Raw genomic sequence first — 21,778 nt, forward strand, 5'->3', positions numbered from 1 at the left:
TCTGCGATTACTTTTTACGAGCGTATTTCAGTGAATCCAGGGCGACGGCGAAGATGATGATCGCGCCCTTGATGATGTACTGCCAGTAAGGGTTCACGCCGATATACGTCAGGCCGTAGTTGATAACGGTGAAGATGATTACACCGGTGACCACGCCTACTACCGTACCCACACCACCGCTGAACGAGACGCCGCCCACGACGCAGGCAGCAATTGCATCCAGCTCGTACATGAAGCCGAGGTTATTCGTTGCAGAGCCGATACGGCCCGCTTCAAGCAAACCACCGAATGCGTAGAACACACCGGACAATGCGTAAATCATCAGCAGGTTCAGCGCAACGTTAACGCCAGACACTTTCGCGGCTTCAGGGTTACCGCCGATAGCGAAGATGTTTTTACCGAAGCGCGTTTTGTTCCACAGCACCCAGACGAACGCGACCGCAATCAGCGCATAGAAGGTGATGTATGACAGGCGGAAGCTGCCCAGCGCGACAAAGCCTTGCGCGAAGGTAGAGAAGCCGCTGTCGAAACCAGAAATCGGTGATGCGCCCACGAAGTCGTAATACAGGGAGTTGATCCCGTAAACGATAATCATCGTGCCCAGCGTCGTAATGAACGGCGTGACGTTCAGATACGCGATGATGATGCCGTTAATCAGACCGATAATGGCACCGATAACGCACACAATCAGCACCACCAGAATGATAGGCATGGTGGCCATTTCCGGGAATACTTTGTTCGCATTATCAATGGACTGTAATAAAGTGGCGGCGATAACAGCCGCTAAGCCCACCTGACGTCCCGCTGACAGGTCAGTACCCTGAGTCACAATCAGACCCGCCACACCCAATGCGATAATAATACGCACTGAGGACTGGGTAAGAATGTTACTCAAGTTTAATAAACTTAAGAACGTAGGGTCCTGGAAAATAATAATGGCCAGTAATACTAAAAGTACGACGTAAATTCCGCCTTCTTTCAGATAAGTGAGAAAACTTTTTTTATTTAACGCACTCATGAGGAGCCCCTGATCTTAAAGGTGCAAAGACGCAAGACGGAGAATTTCGTTTTGCGTTGTCGTTTTGGTGTCAACAATTCCGGCAACGAGACCATTGCTCATAACCAGAATACGATCTGTGATCCCTAACAATTCCGGCATTTCGGAAGAAATAATAATGATCCCTTTATTCTTTTTGGCCAGCTCAGCAATAAGCTGATAAATTTCAAATTTGGCGCCCACGTCAATACCGCGCGTGGGTTCATCCAGCATTAAAATTTCAGGTTGGGTTAATAACCAGCGACCGATAATGACTTTCTGTTGGTTACCGCCGGACAGCGAACCAATTTGCGTCTGATGTCCTGGGGTCTTCACGCGCATTGAATCGATAACCCATTGGGTATCGCTTTTCATTCGGGACGTATCCAGCAGACCGACTTTGTTCTTATAGTTACGAATATTAGAAATTAACGAGTTAAAGTTAATATCGAGATATGCGTAAATACCCGTCGAACGACGCTCTTCAGTCACCAGCGCAAAACCATGGTTAATGGCTTCGTTGGCATTATGGTTATTAATTTTTTTACCGTGCAGCGTGATGGTGCCATCGGCTTTCTCACGAATACCAAACAGGGTTTCCACAATGTCAGTACGCTTTGCACCGACCAGACCGGCAATACCCAGAATTTCGCCTTTGTGCAGATCGAAAGAGACATCACGAATAGACGGCTGTCGCAGCGACGTGAGGTTGCGCACCTCAAGAATCACTTCGCCCGGCGTGTTCTCTTTGTCCGGGAAGCGCTGGTTCAGAGAACGCCCCACCATCATGGCTATAATTTTATCCATGTCCAGCCCTTCAAGAGGCTGGGTGGTGATCCACTGACCGTCACGCAGGATAGTGATTTCATCGCACAGCTGGAAAATCTCTTCCATTTTATGCGAGATATAAACAATGCCGCAGCCACGATCTTTCAGTTTACGGATAATAGTGAAAAGGTGATTGACCTCTTTTTCCGTTAATGAAGATGTTGGCTCATCCATGATGACTATTTTCGCATCATAGGAGAACGCTTTTGCAATTTCGATCATCTGCATCTGTGATACAGATAATGTCCCTACGCGTGCGCGTGGGTCAATTTCAATATCCAGCTCATCGAAAATTGCTTTTGTATCACGGTACATTTTGTCCTGATCGACAAATACGCCTTTGGTTGGATAACGCCCCAACCACATATTGTCCATGACAGAACGCTGAAGTACCAGGTTCAGTTCCTGGTGAACCATCGAAATACCATTTTCCAGCGCTTCTTTGGCTGAATGGAAGTCGATCTCTTTCCCCTGAAAAAGGATGCTACCAGAATCTTTTTGATAGATTCCAAAAAGGCATTTTAATAATGTTGATTTACCTGCACCGTTCTCTCCCATCAACGCGTGAATAGAGTGAGGACGCACTTTTAAATTAACATTATCGAGAGCCTTAACGCCCGGAAACGACTTGTTAATACCGCTCATTTCTAACAAGAATTCGCGTGACGACTGAGTAGTTGTGCTGACCATAATTATACCTTGACGGCCTCGCATATCGCGTTATAAAAGGGCGCAACGAATTGCGCCCTGTGAGAACATGCAATCAATAACTTATTTACCGACAAACTCAGCCAGGTTCGACTGATCTACGCCCACGTAAGGGATACGTACAATTTTGTTCTCAATTTTCCAGGTAGTGCCATCTGCTGCACCTTTGCCAGCGGCCAGGTTTTTAGCCAGGTCGAAGGTGGCTTTCGCCTGGTTGTTCGCATCGTTCAGAACCGTACCGGCCATTGCGCCAGATTTCACCAGTGCCAGCGCTTCTGGCAATGCATCCACACCGAAGACTGGAATAGAGGATTTGTTGTGCGCTTTCAGCGCTTCAACCGCACCCATTGCCATCGCATCGTTGTTCGCAATAACCACTTCGATTTTGTTAGCGTTTGGACCAGACAGCCATGCGTCCATCTTGTCTTTCGCCATTGCGGTATCCCACATCGCGGTATCAAGTGCCAGTTGCTGAGTTTTCAGCCCTTTGTCGTTCAGCTCTTTGATAACATAAGTGGTACGCGCTTCAGCATCCGGGTGACCCGGCTCGCCTTTCAGCAGAACAAACTGAACCTGACCATCTTTGTTCAGATCCCAGTTCGGGTTTGCTGCCCAATGTTTAGCGATCAGATCGCCCTGAATAATACCGGACTCTTTAGAGTCAGTACCCACGTAGAAGGCTTTGTCGTAGCTGTCCAGCGCTTTGCGGGAAGGTTCTTTGTTGAAGAAGACGATTGGCACATTCTGGCCACGCGCTTTCTCGATAACCGTACCTGCCGCAGCCGGGTCAACCAGGTTGATTGCCAGGGCTTTAACGCCTTTCGCCAGTAGAACGTCAATCTGGTCGTTCTGTTTGGACTGGTCGTTCTGGGAGTCGTTCATCAGCAGCTGGACGTCTGGCGCTGCTTTAGCATCTTTTTCGATTGCTTTACGCACAACAGACATAAAGTTGTCGTCGTATTTATAGATAGTCACGCCAATACGGGTATCCGCAGCGTGCGCTGCTGCGCCAAAAAGCATGCTTGCCATAACAGCAGACAGAGTCAACACCTTCTTATTCATGGTATCTCCGGTTTTTTTTATGCAGGGTAGTTCTTCTTGTGAATAACGATCGGCAGGCAGATGTTAAATAAACGTTACTGACCGCCGAAGTTCACTTATAAAATTTCTCTCTTCCGTGTTCGGTAACGCTCCAGAAATGCGCTTTATGGTTGTTTGCGGCACTTTGACTATGGTGAAAGTGATTAATCACCGTTACATAGCGTTTCAGTTCCTAAAACGCTGACATCATAGTCAGCGCCTTGTTAAGATACTGTGAATTTACTCACAGATTGAAAACGGTTACATCACTCATCGTTATCAGTTAGTGATCGGAGCCACAATTTGCCGAATAGCAACTGAATGACGACGGACTAAAGTTGGCATGAAACAGTGTGTTGCGCTCGGATCAAGCTGCCCTGCGGCGCCCTGTAACGCCAACTCAGTGGCGAGACGCGCCATAGACGCAATGGGGTATCGCACCGTGGTCAGCTGAGGGTCTGTGTAGCGCGCAATCGGGATATCATCGAAACCAATCAATGACAAATGCTGTGGCACTGCAATTCCATTGTCTTTTAGTGCAGTAAGCGCCCCTGCGGCCATGCTGTCGTTGTAGGCAAATACTGCCGTAAGCTGCAAATTGCGTCCGAGCAGTTCGACCATAGCGGCCTCCCCACCCTGCATATCCGGTGCACCTGTGCCAATCCAGCTATCGAGAGGCATAATTCCCGCTTCTTTCAGCGCGTTCTGCCAGCCCTCGCGCCGCATGTCGTCATCTTCAATGTGATGGCTTGAGGCCAGATATCCGATGCGCTGATGGCCGTTATTCAGCAGCATTCGCGTGGCCATCATGGCACCGCTGACATTATCCAGCGCCACGCAGCGATGGGCGTAGCCCGGCACAACGCGGTTAATCAACACCATCCCGTCGATTTGATCCATGAAACCAGCAAGCTCTTCATCGCTCAATGCTTTTGAGTGAACAATCAGGGCGTTACATCTCTGCCGTATCAGCACTTCAATGGCATGACGCTCTTTTTCGGCTTCATGATAGCTGTTGCCGATCAGCACATATTTATTGTGCTGCTGGGCCACAACGTCCACAGCTTTAACCAGTGCGCCAAAAAACGCATCGGAAACATCCATCACCACGACGCCGATGGTGTCACTCACCTGAGTCGCGAGCGCCTGCGCGTTAGCGTTAGGGCGATAGCCCAGCTGCGTGACCGCTTTCATCACGTTTTCACGCGTTTCAGGACTCACCAGCGCACTGTTGTTCAGGACGCGAGAAACGGTAGCAACAGAAACACCCGCGATGCGGGCCACGTCACGAATGGTGATCATATTCACCACACTTTGTAGGATTGCAGCAACTCACAGACACCCCCTGTGTTTAGCAAGGAGCCTATTTTGGCAGTGACGGAGAGGGGACTACGTGAAGAAGCTCACACAGATGAAAACGGTTACATCCGTTTTGTTAATGATTGTGATCCAGATCGTTATCTGGATGTATTAGTCAATGCGACACCCGAAGCAAGTGCGGTTAATTGACGCCATACCCATTCCACCGGGCCCTGACGGAAATAGCGCAACCAGATAACGGAAAAGAGCATGTTGACCATCCACACGGGGATCACAAACGCCATGAGCTGTAACCTGTCGAATTTCATAAACAGGCCTAATCGATAGAAAAGCGTCGTGCAAATTAAGGTTTGCAGCAGGTAGTTACTGAGGGCCATGCGTCCAACGCATGCAACGCCAGCGGCTAATTTGAACCGCGCTATCTGCGGCCAGAACCCGAAAATAAGCGACGCATAGCCGATGGTCTGGAACGGCGCACTCAGCTCTCGCGGGGCCTGTAACAGAAAGGCACACCAGCGATAATCCCAGCCCAACAGCCATTGGGCAATCACAGCAGGCAAATTAATCGCCACGCCCAGCAGAACCAGTCCGGCTCCCGTGAGGCGATAATGCCTGAGGCTAAACTCCCCTTTCAGCCAACCGCTGCGCATCAGCGCGGCACCGATTAGCATCATGCCCGCCAGTTGCCAGCCGTATTGCGCCCCTAACGCCAGCAGATTGTCTCCGAGCATATCCGCCCGATTGCTGATAGCTTCGACACCGCCTTTCAACTTCCAGTATTGCTCATACTGGAGCGATGCCGCGCCAGGGATCCACGAACGATTAGTGGTGCCCCCCGAAATCATCCCCAGCAGCAGCAGGACGCCAATGCCAATGGCATACAGCATCACGCCGGTATTAAACAGGCTTTTAACATCCTGCGCATCGCGGATCATGCGCCAGCAAATTAGTCCGACTAAACCATAGGCCAGCAGAATGTCACCATCCCACAAAAACAGACCGTGGATGAACCCGAGGATCACCAGCAGCGTGAGGCGAGACTGAATCCAGCGTTTGCCGCGCTTGAGCAAAATCTGTAGACCCGCACCAAAAAGTAACGCAAAGAGCGTGAGGAATTTGACCTGCGCAAACAGGTCTAAAATCGCCCAAGTCCAGGCGTCGCTGTGGGTGATGTCGCCATACCAGGCAGGGTTGAGATACGCTGCCTTTGGCAGGCCAAAGGCGCTAATGTTGAGCAGCAGGATACCGAGAATGGCAACGCCACGTACAAAATCCAGCGTGACATTACGCTCCATTTATCCTGCCTTCCGATCAGTTGTGGTGACGCACTGCGCGCAGAAATTCCTGACGGGTATTCTGGCTCGACTTAAACAGGCCGCCAAGAGAGGTCGTGGTCGTTGCACTGGTGGCGTCACGTACGCCGCGTGCTTTCACGCAATAATGCACGGCATCAATGGATACAGCCACATTGTTGGTCCCTAACAGCGTTTGCAGTGCCGTCAGAATTTGCTGCGTCAAACGTTCCTGAACCTGCGGGCGCTGGGCAAAGAATTGCACAATGCGGTTAATTTTAGACAGGCCAATCACCGTATCTTTAGGGATATACGCCACGGTTGCTTTACCATCAATGGTCACAAAGTGGTGTTCGCAGGTGCTGGTCAACGTAATATCGCGCACGGTCACCATTTCATCGACATTCATTTTATTTTCGATGACGGTGATTTTTGGGAAATTCGCGTAATCCAGGCCGGAGAAAATCTCATCGACATACATTTTGGCGATACGTTGCGGCGTCTCCATCAGACTGTCGTCGCTCAGGTCGAGATTCAGCAACTGCATAATCTCGGTCATGTGCCCGGCAATAAGACGTTTGCGTGTTTCATTATCCAGTTCGTTGACCGGTGGACGCAGCGGGGTTTCAAGACCACGCGCTACCAGCGCTTCGTGGACGAGAGCGGCTTCTTTACTGAGTGATGGCATTATTTTACTCCTGCAGGTGTGGCTGCCTTTTACCCTCATTGAGGCAAAAGTGTGCGCTCATTGTGCGTGAGGTGGCGCACATAATCCAGTATTCACGGCGATAATTATTGCGATTGTCGTTGCCTTTCAGCCTGACGGTTCCAGACCAGTGCCCCGGCAACGAAAAGGGCGACGCCCGCCAGCCCCAGCGCAGGCTCCAGTTGGTGGGTCAGCCAGGTAGAAATCGCTGATGTCACAGGGCCCACCAGTTGGCCTATTGCGTAACCCGTGGTCAAGAGTCCCGCCATATAACGGGTATGAGTGGGCGCCAGCTCGCGGCCACACAGCAGCGAGAGTTGAACGGCACAGAGAAACCCGCCGCCAACCAGCAATGCGCCTGTCACCAGACCGGTAATCCCCGGCATTAACCATGCGGCAAAAACACCTAATCCCTGCAACCAAAGCACGATGGACAAACGCCGGTTTGATGTTGAGACATGGCGCAGCGCGATACTCAACGCGATCCCCACGACTGCTGCTAACCCAAAAATCGGCCAGACAAACTGGGCAAACAGGCTTCCCGGAAAACGCAGCGCCGCCATCTGTGACAAAAAGGTCGCCGGCAGAATATACCCGAATCCGGCCAGGCTGTAGCTCCAGACCAAACGGCGCAGGTCCTGTGTCAGTACCAACGGTTCGGGTGCGGTGCCGGGGCGATGTAGCTGTCCGCCACGCGGTAAATAGCGCGCCACCAACACAATTAAAATCAACGCCAGTACGCCATAAATTTGCCAGGCGGCACCGGCTGAAAGCGATCGCGCCTGAATGTAAACGGCCAGCAAGCCGCTGAGCGCAATGCCCGCGCCTGGACCCGCAAACACCGCCGCGCTCAGACCCGGCTTACCGGAATGTGCCAGCCGTTCGTTGGTCCAGGCGGCGATCAACACCATCGACCAGCCACTCATGCAGCCGATAACAAAGCGTATTATTCCATGAACAATGGCGTTATCCGCCACGGCGGAGAGCAGCGTCAGCGCCACGGCGCCCACGATCCCCAGATACAAGCGCCCTTCGACAAAACGATGCGCACGCATGGCATCCCATGCACCCACTAAATAGCCGAGATAATTCATGGCGGCCACTAATCCAGCGCTGGTCAGCGTCAGCTGTCCCGCCGCGATCATCAGCGGAACCTGAGGCGTAAAGGCAAAACGCCCTATCCCCATCGCGACCACAAGCACCACAAATCCACTGAGCGCGATACGCAGCGCCATGATCACTCCAAATGTTAAATTTAAGTAAATTTATGATGCAGTATATCGGGCAACAGCGGAAGTGAAAGTTACTCACAGGTGAATGAATAATATGTATTATGGGTTTAATGAATACCTGTATGAATTAAGGAGCCTTGCATGGAACTGCTCGAAGAGCACCGTTGTTTTGAAGGTCGGCAGCAGCGCTGGCGGCACGACTCCACGACACTGAACTGCGCGATGACATTCAGTATTTTTCTGCCGCCGACCATCGGAAAGGCAAAACCGCCGGTGCTGTACTGGCTTTCGGGCCTGACCTGCAATGATGAAAACTTCACCACCAAAGCGGGCGCGCAGCGTGTTGCCGCCGAGCTGGGCATTGCCCTTGTCATGCCGGATACCAGCCCGCGTGGCGATAAGGTTGCCGATGACGCGGGCTACGACTTAGGTAAAGGCGCAGGGTTTTATCTGAATGCCACTCAGCAGCCGTGGGCAAGCCATTACCGGATGTATGATTACCTTCGTGATGAGCTGCCTGCGCTGATTACTGCTGAATTTGATGTCGGTGACCGGCGTGCGATCAGCGGGCATTCGATGGGCGGGCACGGCGCGCTCATTATGGCGCTTAAAAATCCTGGCACGTTCACCAGCGTCTCAGCGTTTGCCCCAATTGTGAACCCGACTCAGGTACCGTGGGGACAAAAAGCGTTTTCACACTATCTGGGTGAGGATTCAGATACATGGCAGGAGTGGGACAGTTGCGTACTGATGCAGGCGAGTCAGCCGGGAGATGCCATCCCAACGCTTATCGATCAGGGCGATGCGGATCAGTTCCTCGCTAACCAGCTCCAGCCAGCCGTACTGGCAGAAGTGGCACGCCAGAAAGCCTGGCCGCTGACGCTGCGCATTCAGCCGGGTCACGATCACAGTTACTATTTCATCGCATCGTATATTGAAGATCATCTCCGCTTCCATGCGGAGCATTTGTTCAAGTAAGCGCTAGCATTATGCCCGGTAGCCTTTCGCTCACCGGGCATTTCATCCATCAGAACTGATAATCGACGGCCATAAAGTAACGACGGCCATCTTCCGTATAGCTGTAATCGTCGCGGCTCAGATCTTTATCCAGCAGGTTTTGCACGCCGGCGCGCAGCTTAACGCTTTTCGTTGCCTGCCACGCTCCGCCCGTATTCCAGACCACGTAACCACCCGGCGTGGGTTCACCGTCGGTAACGGCACGTTTCTCACCCGTGTAGTTACCCTGCACGTAGAATGACCATGCCTGGGTCGCCTGCCAGTCAACCGTACCGTTAGCCGTATGGAACGGCAGTTCGGACAGTGGCTTATTACCGCCGTTGCTGATATCACGCCCATCGTTATAGGTGTAGTTCAGCGTCATTTTCCAGTCTTCTGCCAGCGGGAATTTCAGCTCGGTTTCTACCCCACGAATACGCGCTTTATTGACGTTGTAATAGCGGAAAATCGGTTCGCCGTCGCCGTTCAGCCCAACATAGTTCGGGTAACTTTGCGCATCATTAACGTTGGCGGTACGGGTAATGCTGATACGGTCATCCACGTTGTTCTGGAAGGTGGTGATGCTGGCCTGAACGCCTTCTAACCAGCCCTCTTCTCCGGCGTAATAAAGGCCGAGTTCGAAGCTTTCACTGGTTTCGGGTTTCAAATCCGGGCTACCCACAATTTCGCATGCGCCGCGGCATGAGCCGGTGGTCCAGTCAGGGCTAAGCTGCAGTAATGACGGCGCTTTAAAGGCCGTCGCCCAGCCGCCTTTCACCGTCATCGTATCGGTCGCGTTATAGACCAGATACGCACGCGGGCTCCAGTGATCGCCGTAGGTTTCGTGGTCGTCCATACGCACGCCGGTGGTCAACGCCAGCGGCTCGAAGATACGCCATTCGTCTTCGATAAAGAGCGCATACTGGCTGGCCGAGGTGTTACTGCTGTTGCCGCCCGTCAGGTTGACCGGATCCTCAAGCTTATCGTGACGCCATTCGCCGCCCAGAGTCAGCAACTGGTTGATTTCACCCAGCGGCAACACGTACTTGCCGTCCACGGCATTGCTTTCTGAGGTAATCGGGCTGCTGTTTCCCGGATTTTTGTTATCGACTTTTTCGCCGTAAACTTTCAGCTCGCTGTTACCCACATCCCAGCGGCCATTGTGACTCAGAGAATAATTCTGGCGATCCAGACGGTTCTTGTTAAGCGAGTCGGAGTCGCGATCCTGACGGTCGTAGCCGTAGCCTGCGGTAAAATCATGATTTTCGTCTGGCGTCCAGGCGAACTCCACATTCCCGTTGCGGCTGGTAAAGCCTTCGATGCGCGGCGTTTCGCCGGTCGCGGTAGTAGACGATTTTTGCTGATCGTCTTTTTCACGCTTAGACAGGCTTCCGTAGGCCTTTAGGCCCAGCACGCCGTCCACCAGCGGACCGCTGGTAAAGAACTGGCCGTTGTAGGTATCACCACGGTCGCGGTGATGCTGAATAGTGGTGTCCGCCGTCAGCGTACCCGTCCATTTTTGACCAATTTTTTTGGTGATGATATTCACCACGCCGCCCAGCGCATCGGAACCATACAGCGATGACATTGGCCCGCGAACCACTTCGATACGCTCAATGGCGTCAACCGGGATCCAGTTGAGATCGAAATCGTTGTGGCGGAATACAGCATTGCGCGAGCTGACACGTTTGCCGTCAACCAGAATCAGCGTATAGCTGCTGTCCAGTCCACGGATACTCACGCCTTTACGGTTATCCCCTTCGCTGGTTAATTGCACGCCAGGCACTTCTCGCAGGACATCTTTCAGATTGTTGACCGGCTTACGTTGCAGATCTTGCTGAGTAATGACGCTGATACTGGCGGGTGCATCTTTGAGATTCTGTTCGGTGGCCGACGCAGTGACAACCATCGTGTCGCCAGATTCCGCAGCAATAACAGGCAGGGCAAGGGACAGTGCGGACACACAAAGTCCTCCCCTTACGAAGGGATTCAACCTAAACATTCCATTTCTCCATGAGGTAAACACAACAATATCAAATCGTTATTGCTCACAATGCATTGCGCTCCGCCTGCTTCTTTGGCCGGTCGGAAGTGTGTTTCTGTGCAGGTTCGGCAGTCACGTCATCGTCTAAAAGCCCGCGACGTTGACGGCTTCATCCTTTTAAAAATTGCCGTAACGATAAAGCAAACGATAACTATTATCAATTAAATTGTTAACAATTATGTCTTTTCTCCATACTTTAGACATAAAAAAACCCGCTCAGTTGAGCGGGTTCGAAAGAGAGGAAATGCGATTATTTTTTGAATCGTCCAGGGAAGTCCATTTCACTGTAGCTGACGAACCGCGTGCCTTTTGTCAGTTTGTAGCCAAACCAGATAATCAGGAACAGCGGAATTCCGATATACGTCGCCATCACGCCGCCCCAGTCAATGGTGTCTGACAGGAAGGCTTCGTAGTTCTGACCGAGCGTGATGATCAGACACAGAATGAACGCGAAGATCGGCCCAATCGGGAAGAATCCTGAGCGGTACGGCAGGTCGTTAATATCGTGCCCTTGCATAACGTAACCGCGACGGAAACGATAGTGACTGATGGCAATCCCCAGCCAGGCGATGAAGCCCGTCATCCCGGACGTATTCAGCAACCAAAGATAGACCGTCTTATTACCAAACATGGAGGTCAGGAAGCACAGACCCGCGACCACTGTTGTGGCGTACAGCGCATTACGCGGCACACCGCCGCGTGACAATTTGGCGAAAATGCGTGGCGCTTTACCGTCGCACGCCAGGGTGTACAGCATACGCGTTGAGGCGTACATGCCGGAGTTACCCGCAGAAAGCACCGCCGTCAGGATAACCGCGTTCATCACCGCCGCCGCTGAGAGCAGACCAGCATGCTGGAACACCAGCGTGAACGGGCTAACGCTGATGTCTTTCACATCGTTACGCAGCAGACTCGGGTCGGTGTAAGGAATGATCAGGCTGATAATCAGGATCGCGAACACGTAGAACAGCAGAATACGCCAGAACACCTGCCGCACTGCGCGCGGAATGTTCTTCTCCGGATCTTCGGATTCACCGGCAGCAATACCAATCAGTTCCGTTCCCTGGAAAGAGAAACCCACAATCATGGCCACGCCAATCATGGCCGCAAAACCGCCGGCAAACGGCGCATCACCAATTTCCCAGTTGCTCCAGCCCGCAGGCTCCGCACCTTTAAAGATGCCCACAATCATCGCCACGCCGACGATGATGAAGATAATCACGGTCGTCACTTTGATCAGGGAGAACCAGTATTCTGCCTCACCAAAACCACGTACGGAGATGTAGTTCAGCAGGAAAATCACCGCCAGGAAGATAGCGCTCCAGATCCAGCCCGGCGTGTCCGGGAACCACCAGTTCATCACCAGCTGCGCGGCCACGAGGTCAACAGCGATAGTCACCGCCCAGTTGTACCAGTAGTTCCAGCCCAGCGCGAAGCCGAAGCCTTCTTCTACATATTTTTGACCGTAAGTCGAAAAGGAGCCGGAGACCGGCATGTATGCCGCCAGTTCGCCCAGGCTGGTCATCAGGAAGTACACCATCAGGCCAATCAACATATACGAAAACAGCGCGCCGCCAGGACCTGCCGCTGAAATGGTTGCACCGGATGCAACAAAAAGACCTGTACCAATCGATCCGCCAATGGCGATCATTGTCAGGTGACGCGCCTTGAGTTCGCGACGTAGCGCGGGCGCTTCTGTGGTTTTATTTTCTGAAACCATGTGAAAATGCTGTCCATTTTAAAAATGAGGCGCGATTGTAGCAGACGATCCGCGTTCCTTCCGGCAGAAATGCGCAGTTATAAGAGAGCTTCATGACTGGCCCAGGATTATAAGTAACGCTGAGATTCCTCCCCCACTCCGAGTGGAGATGGAGATGGCTAATTGTTGCAGTAACGCAGAAAACGCTGAAGAGAGCTGGAGAGATGCTTCTGGCGATGATGAATACACCACAACGTGCGCACCAACTTAGGTAACGGGACGGGGATTTCCACCAGCGAGCCGCTTTCAAGCTGTTCAGCAATCACCCGGCGCGACAAACAGCTGATTCCCAGACCGTGTCGCACGGCGTGTTTGATGGCTTCGGAGTTCCCTAATTCCATCCCCAGATGAAACTGCGGCAAATGCGAAAGCAGCAGATAATCGACGATCTCGCGCGTGCCGGAACCGTGTTCACGTAAAATCCACGGGGCTTGCGCCAGGCGTTCCAGCGTGACGTCGCCCTGCAACAACGCAGAAGCCGGAGACGCAAAGACCACCAGCTCATCTTCCAGCCACGGCTCGGCAATAATATCGACGTTATGACACGGCCCTTCGATAAGCCCAATATCCACGCGGAAATCAATAATAGCGTTAATCACGTCCTGACTATTGCCGACGCTCATCTCCAGCGGCAGCGTCGGGAAATCGCGACGATAGCGGGCAATCACTTCCGGGAGAATATAGTTCCCGATGGTGCTGCTGGCGAATACACGAATGGCACCGTTTTCCTCGCGGAATAACTGTTCGATTTCAACCGCTTGCTCCAGTAGCGCCAGCGCGCGCGGGTACAGCAGTCGCCCATGTTCATTCACCACCAGGCGTTTGCCTACCCGGTCAAAAAGCTGCACGCGAAGCTGACCTTCAAGATCGGTCAGCGCTGCGCTCACCGCAGACTGTGACAATGCCAGGCGCACAGAGGCCTGAGTCGTCGACCCGCTTTTCAGCACTTCGGCAAAAACTTCAAGCTGACGCAATGTAATGTGCATGGTTGCTTACCACTTATAAAGATTAATTATAAATATATAATCAATTTTATTTTTAAGCCAGAGCGCCGTAATCTTTTAACCAGAGAGAGGAGAAGGTTATGACAGCAATCACCCTACACAATCATCGTTCAGTGTGGCATTACGTTCCGGGGCTTGCGCTCAGTGCCGCCATCACCGGCGCGGCATTATGGGGCGGCAGTATTCCCGCCGTCGCTGGCGCAGGGTTTAGCGCACTCACGCTGGCTATTCTGCTCGGCATGGTGGTCGGTAATACGGTTTATCCGCAGATTTCGCAATCTTGCGATGGCGGTGTAATTTTCGCCAAACAGCACCTGCTGCGTCTGGGCATTATTCTTTATGGTTTCCGCCTCACCTTTTCGCAGATTGCGGATGTCGGCGTCAGCGGGATTGCTATTGATGTGCTGACGCTGACCAGCACCTTTTTACTGGCCTGCTTTATCGGCCAAAAAGTCTTCGGTCTGGATAAAAAAACCAGCTGGCTGATTGGTGCGGGCAGCAGTATTTGCGGGGCCGCGGCAGTGCTCGCGACGGAACCGGTGGTCAAAGCGGAATCCAGCAAAGTGACGGTTGCGGTCGCGACCGTGGTTATCTTCGGTACGCTGGCGATTTTCCTTTATCCAGCAATGTATCCGCTTGTTGCGCACTGGTTTACGCCTGAAACGTACGGCATTTATATCGGTTCAACGATGCACGAAGTGGCGCAGGTTGTCGCTGCAGGTCACGCCATTAGCCCTGAGGCGGAAAATTCAGCGGTCATTGCCAAAATGCTGCGCGTGATGATGCTGGCACCGTTCCTGATTATTCTGGCCGCGCGCGTTAAACAGCTGACGCCCGCTGGGAAAGGAGAAAAAAGTAAAATCACCATTCCATGGTTTGCGATTCTGTTTATCGCCGTGGCGGTGTTTAACTCCTTCCATCTGCTGCCAAAAACAATCGTTGATATGCTGGTCACGCTGGATACCGTGCTGCTGGCGATGGCGATGGCGGCGCTCGGCGTCACCACGCACGTCAGCGCACTGAAAAAAGCAGGTGCAAAACCCCTGCTGATGGCATTAATGCTCTTTGTCTGGCTGATTGTCGGCGGGGGCGCTATCAACCTGGCAGTCCATAGTGTGATGGCATAAAGCACTACATCCTTCTCCTGTTAACCCGCTATCATAAGCGTTTCGGGTTAACAGGAGTCCCTTTATGAAATATGTTGGAGCGCACGTCAGCGCAGCAGGCGGTCTTGCGAATGCCGCCATCCGCGCCGCCGAAATCGAGGCGACCGCTTTCGCCCTGTTCACCAAAAATCAGCGCCAGTGGCGCGCTGCGCCGCTCACTCCTGAAATAATTAATGATTTCAAAGCCGCCTGTGAAAAGTATAACTTCGGGCCGGGGCAGATCCTGCCGCACGACAGTTATCTCATCAATCTGGGCCATCCGGTTCAGGAAGCGCTGGATAAATCACGTGAGGCGTTTCTGGATGAATTACAGCGTTGCGAACAGCTTGGCCTGACGCTGCTGAATTTCCATCCGGGCAGCCATCTGATGCAAATCGACGAAGACGCCTGTCTGGCACGCATTGCGGAATCCATCAACATTGCGCTGGCACAAACGGAAGGCGTCACGGCAGTTATCGAAAACACCGCCGGGCAAGGCAGTAATCTGGGTTTCAAGTTTGAACATCTGGCAGCAATTATCGATGGCGTGGAAGATAAAACGCGCGTGGGCGTGTGCATCGATACCTGTCATGCCTTTGCAGCGGGATACGATCTGCGCAGTCAGGAAGAGTGCGAGAAAACCTTTGCAGAATTTGAGCGTATTGTCGGCTTCAAGTATCTGCGTGGTATGCATTTGAACGATGCGAAAAGCGCGTTTGGCAGCCGTGTTGACCGCCACCACAGCCTCGGCGAAGGCAATATTGGTCACGATGCGTTCCGCTTTATTATGCAGGACCCGCGTTTTGACGGCATTCCCATGGTGCTGGAGACGGTTAATCCGGATATCTGGGCGGAAGAAATCGCCTGGCTGAAAGCACAGCAGACCGCTGAACAAGCGGCATAAAAAAAGCCGGGTCGCATTAGCACCCGGCTTTTTATTGATTCAACGATCTTATGCTGCTTTAGCTACCGCTGCAGATTCCACTTCCGGGCGTTTCAGCACCGCGTAAGACAGACCAGCAATCAGCGTACCCGCAATAATCGCGAACAGATAACCCAGGACCGGCGTAATCGCACCAGGAATCAGCAGAACGAACAGACCACCGTGTGGTGCCATCAGTTTTGCGCCGATTGCCATGGAGATAGCCCCCGTCACCGCGCCGCCAACGATACAGCAAGGCAGAACGCGCATTGGGTCACGTGCGGCAAACGGAATGGCACCTTCAGTGATGAAGCACAAACCGAGAACCAGAGCCGCTTTGCCCCCTTCCTGCTGCGCTTTATCAAACTTACGGCGTGCGATAATCGTTGCCAGGCCCAATGCCAGTGGTGGCACCATACCCGCGGCCATGATTGCCGCCATTGGCGCATAGGTCTGGGTACTCAGCAGACCAACACCAAAGGCATATGCCGCTTTGTTTACCGGACCGCCCATGTCGGTACACATCATGCCGCCCAGGATTGCGCCCAGCAGTACCGCGTTCGCAGTACCCATGGTTTGCAGCCAGTGGGTCAGACCTTCAAGGATGCCAGCAACCGGTTTACCAATCAGGTAGATCATGCCCAGACCCACCACGAGGCTGGAAATCAGTGGAATGATCAGGATCGGTTTCAGCGCTTCCATACTTTGCGGCAGCTTCAGCTTAGAGCTGATCGCTTTCGCTACATAACCCGCCAGGAAACCGGCGATAATACCGCCGATGAAGCCTGAGCCGGTGCTCACTGCCAGCATGCCGCCGATAAGACCTGGCGTCAGACCTGGACGGTCAGCAATGGAAAATGCAATGTAACCCGCCAGCACTGGCACCATTAGCGCAAACGCTGAACCACCGCCAATCTGCATCAGTGCTGCAGCCAGCGTGCCCGGCTCTTTAAACGCTTCGATACCGAAGGCAAAAGAGAGCGCGATACACAAACCGCCCGCCACCACCATCGGCAGCATGTAAGAAACACCCGTCAGCAGGTGACGATAAGCGCCCGCGGACTCTTTCTTGCCTTCGCTTGCAGATTGCGATTTTGCCGATGCCTGATACGGCTTAGCTTCGGCCAGCGCCTTATCAAACTCCTGTGCCGTTTTCTTCAGCGCCAGGCCGGTTGAGGTGCGATACATCGGCTTACCGGCAAATTTTGCCAGGTCCACTTCAATATCTGCCGCCACAATCACCAGATCCGCTTCAGCCACTTCTTCAGCTGTAATCGCATTGCCAGCGCCCACAGAACCACGGGTTTCAACCTTCACCCACCAGCCGCGTTTTTTCGCTTCGGTTTCGATGGCTTCAGCCGCCATAAAGGTATGTGCCACGCCGGTTGGGCAGGCGGTGATTGCCACAACGCGTTTTGGACCCGTTGCAGAGACAGCTGCATCGGCGATCGGCGCGCTGTAAATCGCCGCATGGCCTTTTGCTTCGCTCAGGAATAATTCTGGATGTGCCACGGCGCGATTAATATCGCCCAGCCACACTTTTTTGCCGTTCAGCGCACTGTCAGCGGGCATTTTGTCGCCCAGAATAATCGCCAGTTCAGCGTCATTTGGGTTATCGACAATTTCAACATGCGCTTTGTGTGCCGCTGCGCCCAGCAGCGTTTTCGCCATATAGGCGCGAGCCTGTCCAAGACTGGAATCAATGATCAGCAGCGTTTTCATTATGCCTCTCCTGCTGTTAGTTAAAAGGTTGTAAGTCGACGCGCGCCATCATCGCGGCCAACTGGGTACGTTCGGTAATACCAACATTGCTCTGGCTTACGGCCAGGGCAGCAACAGCGGTTGCAAGACGTAAAGTATGTTCACTGGATTCACGCATCAGCAGGCCATAGATCAGGCCGCCAACCATGGAATCCCCTGCGCCCACGGTACTCACAACTTCCACCGACGGTGGTTTGGCAATCCATTCGCCAGACGCGTTAACCCACAACGCACCTTCCGCACCCAGAGAAATCACGACGTGAGCGATACCTTGTTCACGCAGCGCATGAGCGGCTTCAATAACATCTTTTAATTCTGGCAGTTTACGACCCGCCCAGATCTCAAGTTCGCGACGGTTGGGTTTAACCAACCACGGAGACGCTTTAAGACCGGCAACCAGCGCTTCGCGGCTGCTGTCGAAGATAATGCATGGACACTGGCTACGCAGACGCAGCATCCATTCGGTGAACGCTTCCGGGCTCACACCAGACGGTAAACTGCCACTCACGCACACCATGTCAAACTGACCAAGCCAGGTCAGAGAGTCGTTAACAAAGCGCTCCCAGTCTGCAGGGGTCACTTCAAAGCCGGAGAAGTTAAAGTCGGTCACTTCACCGTCTTTCTCTGTCAACTTAACGTTAATACGGGTACGGCCCTGAACGACCTGGAAACGGTTCGCAATGCCCAGCTCGCTGAACAGCTGCTGAAAACCATCCTGGTTGTCTTTACCCAGGAAACCGCCCACGGTGACGTCGATGCCTAAATCTTTGAGCACTTTGGCAACGTTGATGCCTTTACCCGCGGCGTGCAGGCCAGTGGTTCGTACGAGGTTGACTTCACCGCGTTCCACTTCTGGCGTAAAACCAACCAGATCGTAAGCGGGATTCAATGTAATGGTGGCGACACGTCTGCTCATTATGCGCCCTCCCCCAGACCTGCAGCGATGGCGTCGCCAACCGCTTTCAGCGCCTGTTCAGCATCAGCACCTTGCGCTGTGAAGCGCAGGCGATGGCCTTTTTTGACACCCAGCGCGACCACTTTCATCAGGCTGCGGCCATTTGCCGGTTTGCCGGAACCATCAAGATTGGTCACGGTGATTTCACTGTCGAACTGTTTGATCGTGTTGACCAGCATGGTGCCCGGACGGGCATGCAGGCCGTGCTCGTTACGCACCACGAACTCGGCGCTGAGCACGTCATCGGTTGATACGTCGTCGCTGGTCAGCAGTGCCAACAACGTGGCAGCATCTGCGTTCAGCAAGCGGTCAGCTTTATTGTTCAGCAGCAAGTCGCTGAGGCGTTTAAGCACCGCAACCGGCTGTTCATCCGCCATCGCGACCGTCACCAGCAACGCAGCCTGCTCGCCATCCACATCAAAAGAGGTTGCTGCACGGCTCACCGCGATTGCACTGCGGACATTGCCTTCTGCGCTGTCGTTCAGCCAGACACCCTGACCGAGATTCAACGGCTTGTCATTGATCACGCGGGCTACAAAGGCCGTCTCAACCGCACCGGCTTCTTTCAGGCGACCCGCGTTCAACGCCTGTAACGTCACCAGGTCGGTGGCGATAACATCAAGCGTCAGCGTATCGTTATCAAGCTTCAGCGCTTCGCTCTGCTTTTCACCCATCAGCAGCGCACGCAGCTCTTCAGCCGTGGTCGCTGACTGCAGCTGTTCAGCCACAGCGTCGTCGCTCAGCACATGCGTCAGCTGACGCAGTAAGCCCAAGTGTTCATCACCACTTGCGGCGATACCGATGGCGACGTATGCCACCTGTCCTTCGCCCCACAAAATGCCCTGCGGGAACTGATAAACCTGAACACCGGTTTTCAGTACCTGATCGCGGGTATCCGTGGTGCCGTGAGGAATCGCGATACCATTACCGAGGAAGGTTGAGGTCTGTTGCTCACGCGCCAGCATGCCATCAACGTAGCCTTCAGCAACGTTACCGGCCTGCACAAGGCTCGCCGCAATCTTGCGAATGGCCTCTTCTTGATTACCGGCCTGTTCGCCCGGATGGATGTCTTGCACTGTTAACTTGAACATGGTTCTCCTCTCTCGCTGAACTTGAATCGTTTCAGCCTTAATGAGAAAAAATGCGCTAACTTGCTCTGTTAGATAGATAAGATAGCGCTGAAACGTTTCAAGGAGTCTTGCGCTTTATGCCAGAGCTTGCAAGGAAAGTTACCTTTTCTGTTTCATAATTTAGAAGTGCAGCACATTTCTTCAACGATTGGCTTACATTTGCTGATGGATGGGTGACGTCTACCGCTTCGCTTCAGCACCGTTCAGCAACATATCTTTTTGAAATGCTATTTTGATTTAGTTGTGGGATAATTGACCGCATCACCTGTTTATTTTCTGACAAGCGGCGTAAACTCCGCCCCTCTTCACATCACTGATATAGAAACATGCACAACACCCCCGCTGCCGCCTCACCAAAGCCATTTGATCTGACGTCATCGGCGTTTTTGATTGTTGCCTTTCTCACCGGTATTGCCGGTGCATTGCAAACGCCAACGCTGAGCTTATTTCTGACTAATGAAGTCCATGCCCGTCCGGCTATGGTCGGCTTCTTTTTTACCGGGAGCGCGATTATTGGCATTCTGGTCAGCCAGTTCCTGGCAGGCCGCTCGGACAGAAAAGGTGACCGCAAAAGTCTGATCGTTTTTTGCTGCCTGCTGGGCGTGTTCGCGTGCGTGCTGTTCGCCTGGAACCGCAACTATTTTGTCTTGCTATTTGTCGGCGTATTTCTCAGTAGCTTTGGATCGACTGCCAACCCGCAAATGTTTGCCCTCGCACGTGAACATGCCGATCGTACGGGCCGTGAAGCAGTGATGTTCAGCTCCATTTTACGAGCACAGGTCTCGCTGGCGTGGGTGATCGGCCCCCCGCTGGCTTACGCGTTGGCGATGGGGTTTGGCTTTACCGTGATGTATCTCAGTGCAGCGGCCGCTTTTATCGTGTGTGGCGCGATGGTGTGGTTTTTCCTGCCGTCGATGCGCAAAGAACCAAAACTGGCAACCGGTACGCTGGAAGCCCCACGGCGTAACCGTCGCGACGCCTTGCTCCTGTTTATCATCTGTACGCTGATGTGGGGGACTAACAGTCTCTACATCATTAATATGCCGCTGTTTATTATCGATGAGCTGCACTTGCCGGAAAAACTGGCGGGAATCATGATGGGAACGGCGGCAGGTCTGGAAATCCCGACCATGCTGATCGCGGGATATTATGCCAAACGCTTCGGAAAGCGTTTCCTGATGCGTATCGCAGTGGTGGCAGGTCTGCTGTTTTATATCGGAATGCTTACGGTAAAAGAACCGGCCCTGTTGCTGGCTTTACAGCTACTGAATGCTATCTATATCGGTATTCTCGCGGGTATTGGTATGCTCTATTTTCAGGATTTGATGCCCGGACAGGCTGGCGCAGCGACGACGCTTTACACCAATACCACGCGCGTGGGCTGGATAATTGCCGGATCGTTAGCAGGAATTGTGGCGGAAATCTGGAGTTATCACACGGTCTTCTGGTTCGCACTGGTGATGTGCATCATCACAGTGGGCTGCCTGACGCGCATTAAAGACATCTAGGGCGCGGTCAGCGTTTCCAGTTCAAGAAGCCAGGTCATCGCTTGTGCACGCGTACTACCGCACATCTCTTTCGCGGGCTGCAGCCCTGCGCACACCTTTGGGCGTGACGATGAACCGAATATTTTACACAGATTATTGTCAGAAAGCTGAACGCAACGGGTGTTGGCGGGCTTGCCATTAGGCATGCCAGGAATAGGACTTGAAATGGACGGTGCGGTGCAACACGCGCCACAATCTGGGCGGCAATCCATAAACGCTCTCTATGAGTCACTAAGGCCCGTGCAGTCAGGCATGACGCGCACAGTAACACCTTTTGCGTATTGATAGCAAAAGCCACGAATTCCGCTTGCCT

General features: G+C 53.0%; 18 protein-coding genes. 4 read left to right on the forward strand and 14 right to left on the reverse strand.

The window, feature by feature from the left end:
• Window positions 1-7: 7 nt before the first annotated feature.
• The 7 genes from mglC to AC07RN_RS08735 all read right to left on the reverse strand — a co-directional run bounded on the left by mglC (window position 8) and on the right by AC07RN_RS08735 (window position 8,205).
• The gene (gene mglC, locus AC07RN_RS08705; RefSeq protein ID WP_015959746.1) at window positions 8-1,018 is read right to left on the reverse strand and encodes a galactose/methyl galactoside ABC transporter permease MglC; all 1,011 of its coding nucleotides are present in this window, start codon (window positions 1,016-1,018) and stop codon (window positions 8-10) included.
• Window positions 1,019-1,033: 15 nt separating this feature from the next.
• Window positions 1,034-2,554 carry a galactose/methyl galactoside ABC transporter ATP-binding protein MglA gene (gene mglA / locus AC07RN_RS08710; protein ID WP_235133716.1) on the reverse strand — a complete coding sequence of 507 codons (1,521 nt, stop codon included), beginning with the start codon at window positions 2,552-2,554 and terminating at the stop codon, window positions 1,034-1,036.
• A gap of 81 nt (window positions 2,555-2,635) precedes the next feature.
• On the reverse strand, window positions 2,636-3,634 hold the full coding sequence (gene mglB / locus AC07RN_RS08715; RefSeq protein WP_015959748.1) for a galactose/glucose ABC transporter substrate-binding protein MglB: 999 nt from the start codon (window positions 3,632-3,634) through the stop codon (window positions 2,636-2,638).
• A gap of 297 nt (window positions 3,635-3,931) precedes the next feature.
• A complete protein-coding gene (galS, locus tag AC07RN_RS08720) occupies window positions 3,932-4,954 on the reverse strand; it encodes an HTH-type transcriptional regulator GalS (protein WP_133629785.1) in 1,023 nt (340 codons plus the stop codon).
• A 155-nt stretch (window positions 4,955-5,109) separates the two neighbouring features.
• Window positions 5,110-6,267: a DUF418 domain-containing protein YeiB gene (gene yeiB, locus AC07RN_RS08725; protein WP_478336143.1), complete on the reverse strand. Its 1,158-nt coding sequence runs from the start codon at window positions 6,265-6,267 to the stop codon at window positions 5,110-5,112.
• A gap of 16 nt (window positions 6,268-6,283) precedes the next feature.
• Entirely contained in the window at window positions 6,284-6,952 is a 669-nt protein-coding gene (gene folE, locus AC07RN_RS08730) for a GTP cyclohydrolase I FolE (RefSeq protein ID WP_015959751.1), read from the reverse strand.
• Window positions 6,953-7,056: 104 nt separating this feature from the next.
• A complete protein-coding gene (locus AC07RN_RS08735) occupies window positions 7,057-8,205 on the reverse strand; it encodes a YbfB/YjiJ family MFS transporter (protein ID WP_478336144.1) in 1,149 nt (382 codons plus the stop codon).
• Window positions 8,206-8,343: 138 nt separating this feature from the next.
• Here AC07RN_RS08735 and fghA point away from each other — a divergent pair, with 138 nt between their 5' ends.
• Window positions 8,344-9,180 carry an S-formylglutathione hydrolase gene (fghA, locus tag AC07RN_RS08740; RefSeq protein WP_478336145.1) on the forward strand — a complete coding sequence of 279 codons (837 nt, stop codon included), beginning with the start codon at window positions 8,344-8,346 and terminating at the stop codon, window positions 9,178-9,180.
• 49 nt (window positions 9,181-9,229) lie between these two features.
• On the opposite strand, the gene cirA is transcribed toward fghA, so the two are convergent.
• The 3 genes from cirA to yieE form a co-directional block, all read right to left on the reverse strand.
• Window positions 9,230-11,200 carry a catecholate siderophore receptor CirA gene (gene cirA / locus AC07RN_RS08745; RefSeq protein ID WP_235133721.1) on the reverse strand — a complete coding sequence of 657 codons (1,971 nt, stop codon included), beginning with the start codon at window positions 11,198-11,200 and terminating at the stop codon, window positions 9,230-9,232.
• Window positions 11,201-11,492: 292 nt separating this feature from the next.
• Entirely contained in the window at window positions 11,493-12,962 is a 1,470-nt protein-coding gene (gene lysP / locus AC07RN_RS08750; RefSeq protein ID WP_015959755.1) for a lysine-specific permease, read from the reverse strand.
• Window positions 12,963-13,120: 158 nt separating this feature from the next.
• Entirely contained in the window at window positions 13,121-13,987 is an 867-nt protein-coding gene (gene yieE / locus AC07RN_RS08755; protein WP_015959756.1) for a DNA-binding transcriptional regulator YeiE, read from the reverse strand.
• Between the two features lie 98 nt (window positions 13,988-14,085).
• Here yieE and AC07RN_RS08760 point away from each other — a divergent pair, with 98 nt between their 5' ends.
• On the forward strand, window positions 14,086-15,132 hold the full coding sequence (locus AC07RN_RS08760; protein WP_235133722.1) for a YeiH family protein: 1,047 nt from the start codon (window positions 14,086-14,088) through the stop codon (window positions 15,130-15,132).
• Window positions 15,133-15,196: 64 nt separating this feature from the next.
• Window positions 15,197-16,054 (forward strand): deoxyribonuclease IV, encoded by an 858-nt coding sequence (nfo, locus tag AC07RN_RS08765; protein ID WP_015959758.1) that lies wholly within the window; start codon window positions 15,197-15,199, stop codon window positions 16,052-16,054.
• A gap of 48 nt (window positions 16,055-16,102) precedes the next feature.
• Here nfo and fruA read toward each other — a convergent pair whose 3' ends face one another.
• The 3 genes from fruA to fruB are packed head-to-tail and all read right to left on the reverse strand — an operon-like array spanning window position 16,103 to window position 19,879.
• Window positions 16,103-17,794: a PTS fructose transporter subunit IIBC gene (gene fruA, locus AC07RN_RS08770; RefSeq protein ID WP_478336146.1), complete on the reverse strand. Its 1,692-nt coding sequence runs from the start codon at window positions 17,792-17,794 to the stop codon at window positions 16,103-16,105.
• Window positions 17,795-17,810: 16 nt separating this feature from the next.
• Complete coding sequence (fruK, locus tag AC07RN_RS08775) at window positions 17,811-18,749, reverse strand: 1-phosphofructokinase (RefSeq protein ID WP_015959760.1); 939 nt, start codon at window positions 18,747-18,749, stop codon at window positions 17,811-17,813.
• Window positions 18,749-19,879, reverse strand: coding sequence for a fused PTS fructose transporter subunit IIA/HPr protein (fruB, locus tag AC07RN_RS08780; protein WP_478336147.1), 1,131 nt, complete (start codon window positions 19,877-19,879; stop codon window positions 18,749-18,751). Before fruB ends, fruK begins: the two co-directional genes overlap by 1 nt.
• A gap of 365 nt (window positions 19,880-20,244) precedes the next feature.
• On the opposite strand from fruB, the gene setB reads away from it, so the two are divergent.
• Window positions 20,245-21,426 (forward strand): sugar efflux transporter SetB, encoded by a 1,182-nt coding sequence (gene setB / locus AC07RN_RS08785; RefSeq protein ID WP_015959762.1) that lies wholly within the window; start codon window positions 20,245-20,247, stop codon window positions 21,424-21,426.
• Here setB and AC07RN_RS08790 read toward each other — a convergent pair.
• Window positions 21,423-21,677: a YkgJ family cysteine cluster protein gene (locus AC07RN_RS08790; RefSeq protein ID WP_133629774.1), complete on the reverse strand. Its 255-nt coding sequence runs from the start codon at window positions 21,675-21,677 to the stop codon at window positions 21,423-21,425. The two genes, setB and AC07RN_RS08790, sit on opposite strands and share 4 nt — an antisense overlap.
• Window positions 21,678-21,778: the final 101 nt, after the last annotated feature.

The organism is Lelliottia sp. GFLA7, assembly GCF_056490165.1.

What these genes read in the sequence shown, in the direction of transcription:
- mglC (WP_015959746.1), bottom strand. Translation starts at nt 1,018, where the DNA reads ATGAGTGCGTTAAATAAAAAAAGTTTTCTCACTTATCTGAAAGAAGGC.
- mglA (WP_235133716.1), bottom strand. Translation starts at nt 2,554, where the DNA reads ATGGTCAGCACAACTACTCAGTCGTCACGCGAATTCTTGTTAGAAATG.
- mglB (WP_015959748.1), bottom strand. Translation starts at nt 3,634, where the DNA reads ATGAATAAGAAGGTGTTGACTCTGTCTGCTGTTATGGCAAGCATGCTT.
- galS (WP_133629785.1), bottom strand. Translation starts at nt 4,954, where the DNA reads ATGATCACCATTCGTGACGTGGCCCGCATCGCGGGTGTTTCTGTTGCT.
- yeiB (WP_478336143.1), bottom strand. Translation starts at nt 6,267, where the DNA reads ATGGAGCGTAATGTCACGCTGGATTTTGTACGTGGCGTTGCCATTCTC.
- folE (WP_015959751.1), bottom strand. Translation starts at nt 6,952, where the DNA reads ATGCCATCACTCAGTAAAGAAGCCGCTCTCGTCCACGAAGCGCTGGTA.
- AC07RN_RS08735 (WP_478336144.1), bottom strand. Translation starts at nt 8,205, where the DNA reads ATGGCGCTGCGTATCGCGCTCAGTGGATTTGTGGTGCTTGTGGTCGCG.
- fghA (WP_478336145.1), top strand. Translation starts at nt 8,344, where the DNA reads ATGGAACTGCTCGAAGAGCACCGTTGTTTTGAAGGTCGGCAGCAGCGC.
- cirA (WP_235133721.1), bottom strand. Translation starts at nt 11,200, where the DNA reads ATGTTTAGGTTGAATCCCTTCGTAAGGGGAGGACTTTGTGTGTCCGCA.
- lysP (WP_015959755.1), bottom strand. Translation starts at nt 12,962, where the DNA reads ATGGTTTCAGAAAATAAAACCACAGAAGCGCCCGCGCTACGTCGCGAA.
- yieE (WP_015959756.1), bottom strand. Translation starts at nt 13,987, where the DNA reads ATGCACATTACATTGCGTCAGCTTGAAGTTTTTGCCGAAGTGCTGAAA.
- AC07RN_RS08760 (WP_235133722.1), top strand. Translation starts at nt 14,086, where the DNA reads ATGACAGCAATCACCCTACACAATCATCGTTCAGTGTGGCATTACGTT.
- nfo (WP_015959758.1), top strand. Translation starts at nt 15,197, where the DNA reads ATGAAATATGTTGGAGCGCACGTCAGCGCAGCAGGCGGTCTTGCGAAT.
- fruA (WP_478336146.1), bottom strand. Translation starts at nt 17,794, where the DNA reads ATGAAAACGCTGCTGATCATTGATTCCAGTCTTGGACAGGCTCGCGCC.
- fruK (WP_015959760.1), bottom strand. Translation starts at nt 18,749, where the DNA reads ATGAGCAGACGTGTCGCCACCATTACATTGAATCCCGCTTACGATCTG.
- fruB (WP_478336147.1), bottom strand. Translation starts at nt 19,879, where the DNA reads ATGTTCAAGTTAACAGTGCAAGACATCCATCCGGGCGAACAGGCCGGT.
- setB (WP_015959762.1), top strand. Translation starts at nt 20,245, where the DNA reads ATGCACAACACCCCCGCTGCCGCCTCACCAAAGCCATTTGATCTGACG.
- AC07RN_RS08790 (WP_133629774.1), bottom strand. Translation starts at nt 21,677, where the DNA reads ATGGATTGCCGCCCAGATTGTGGCGCGTGTTGCACCGCACCGTCCATT.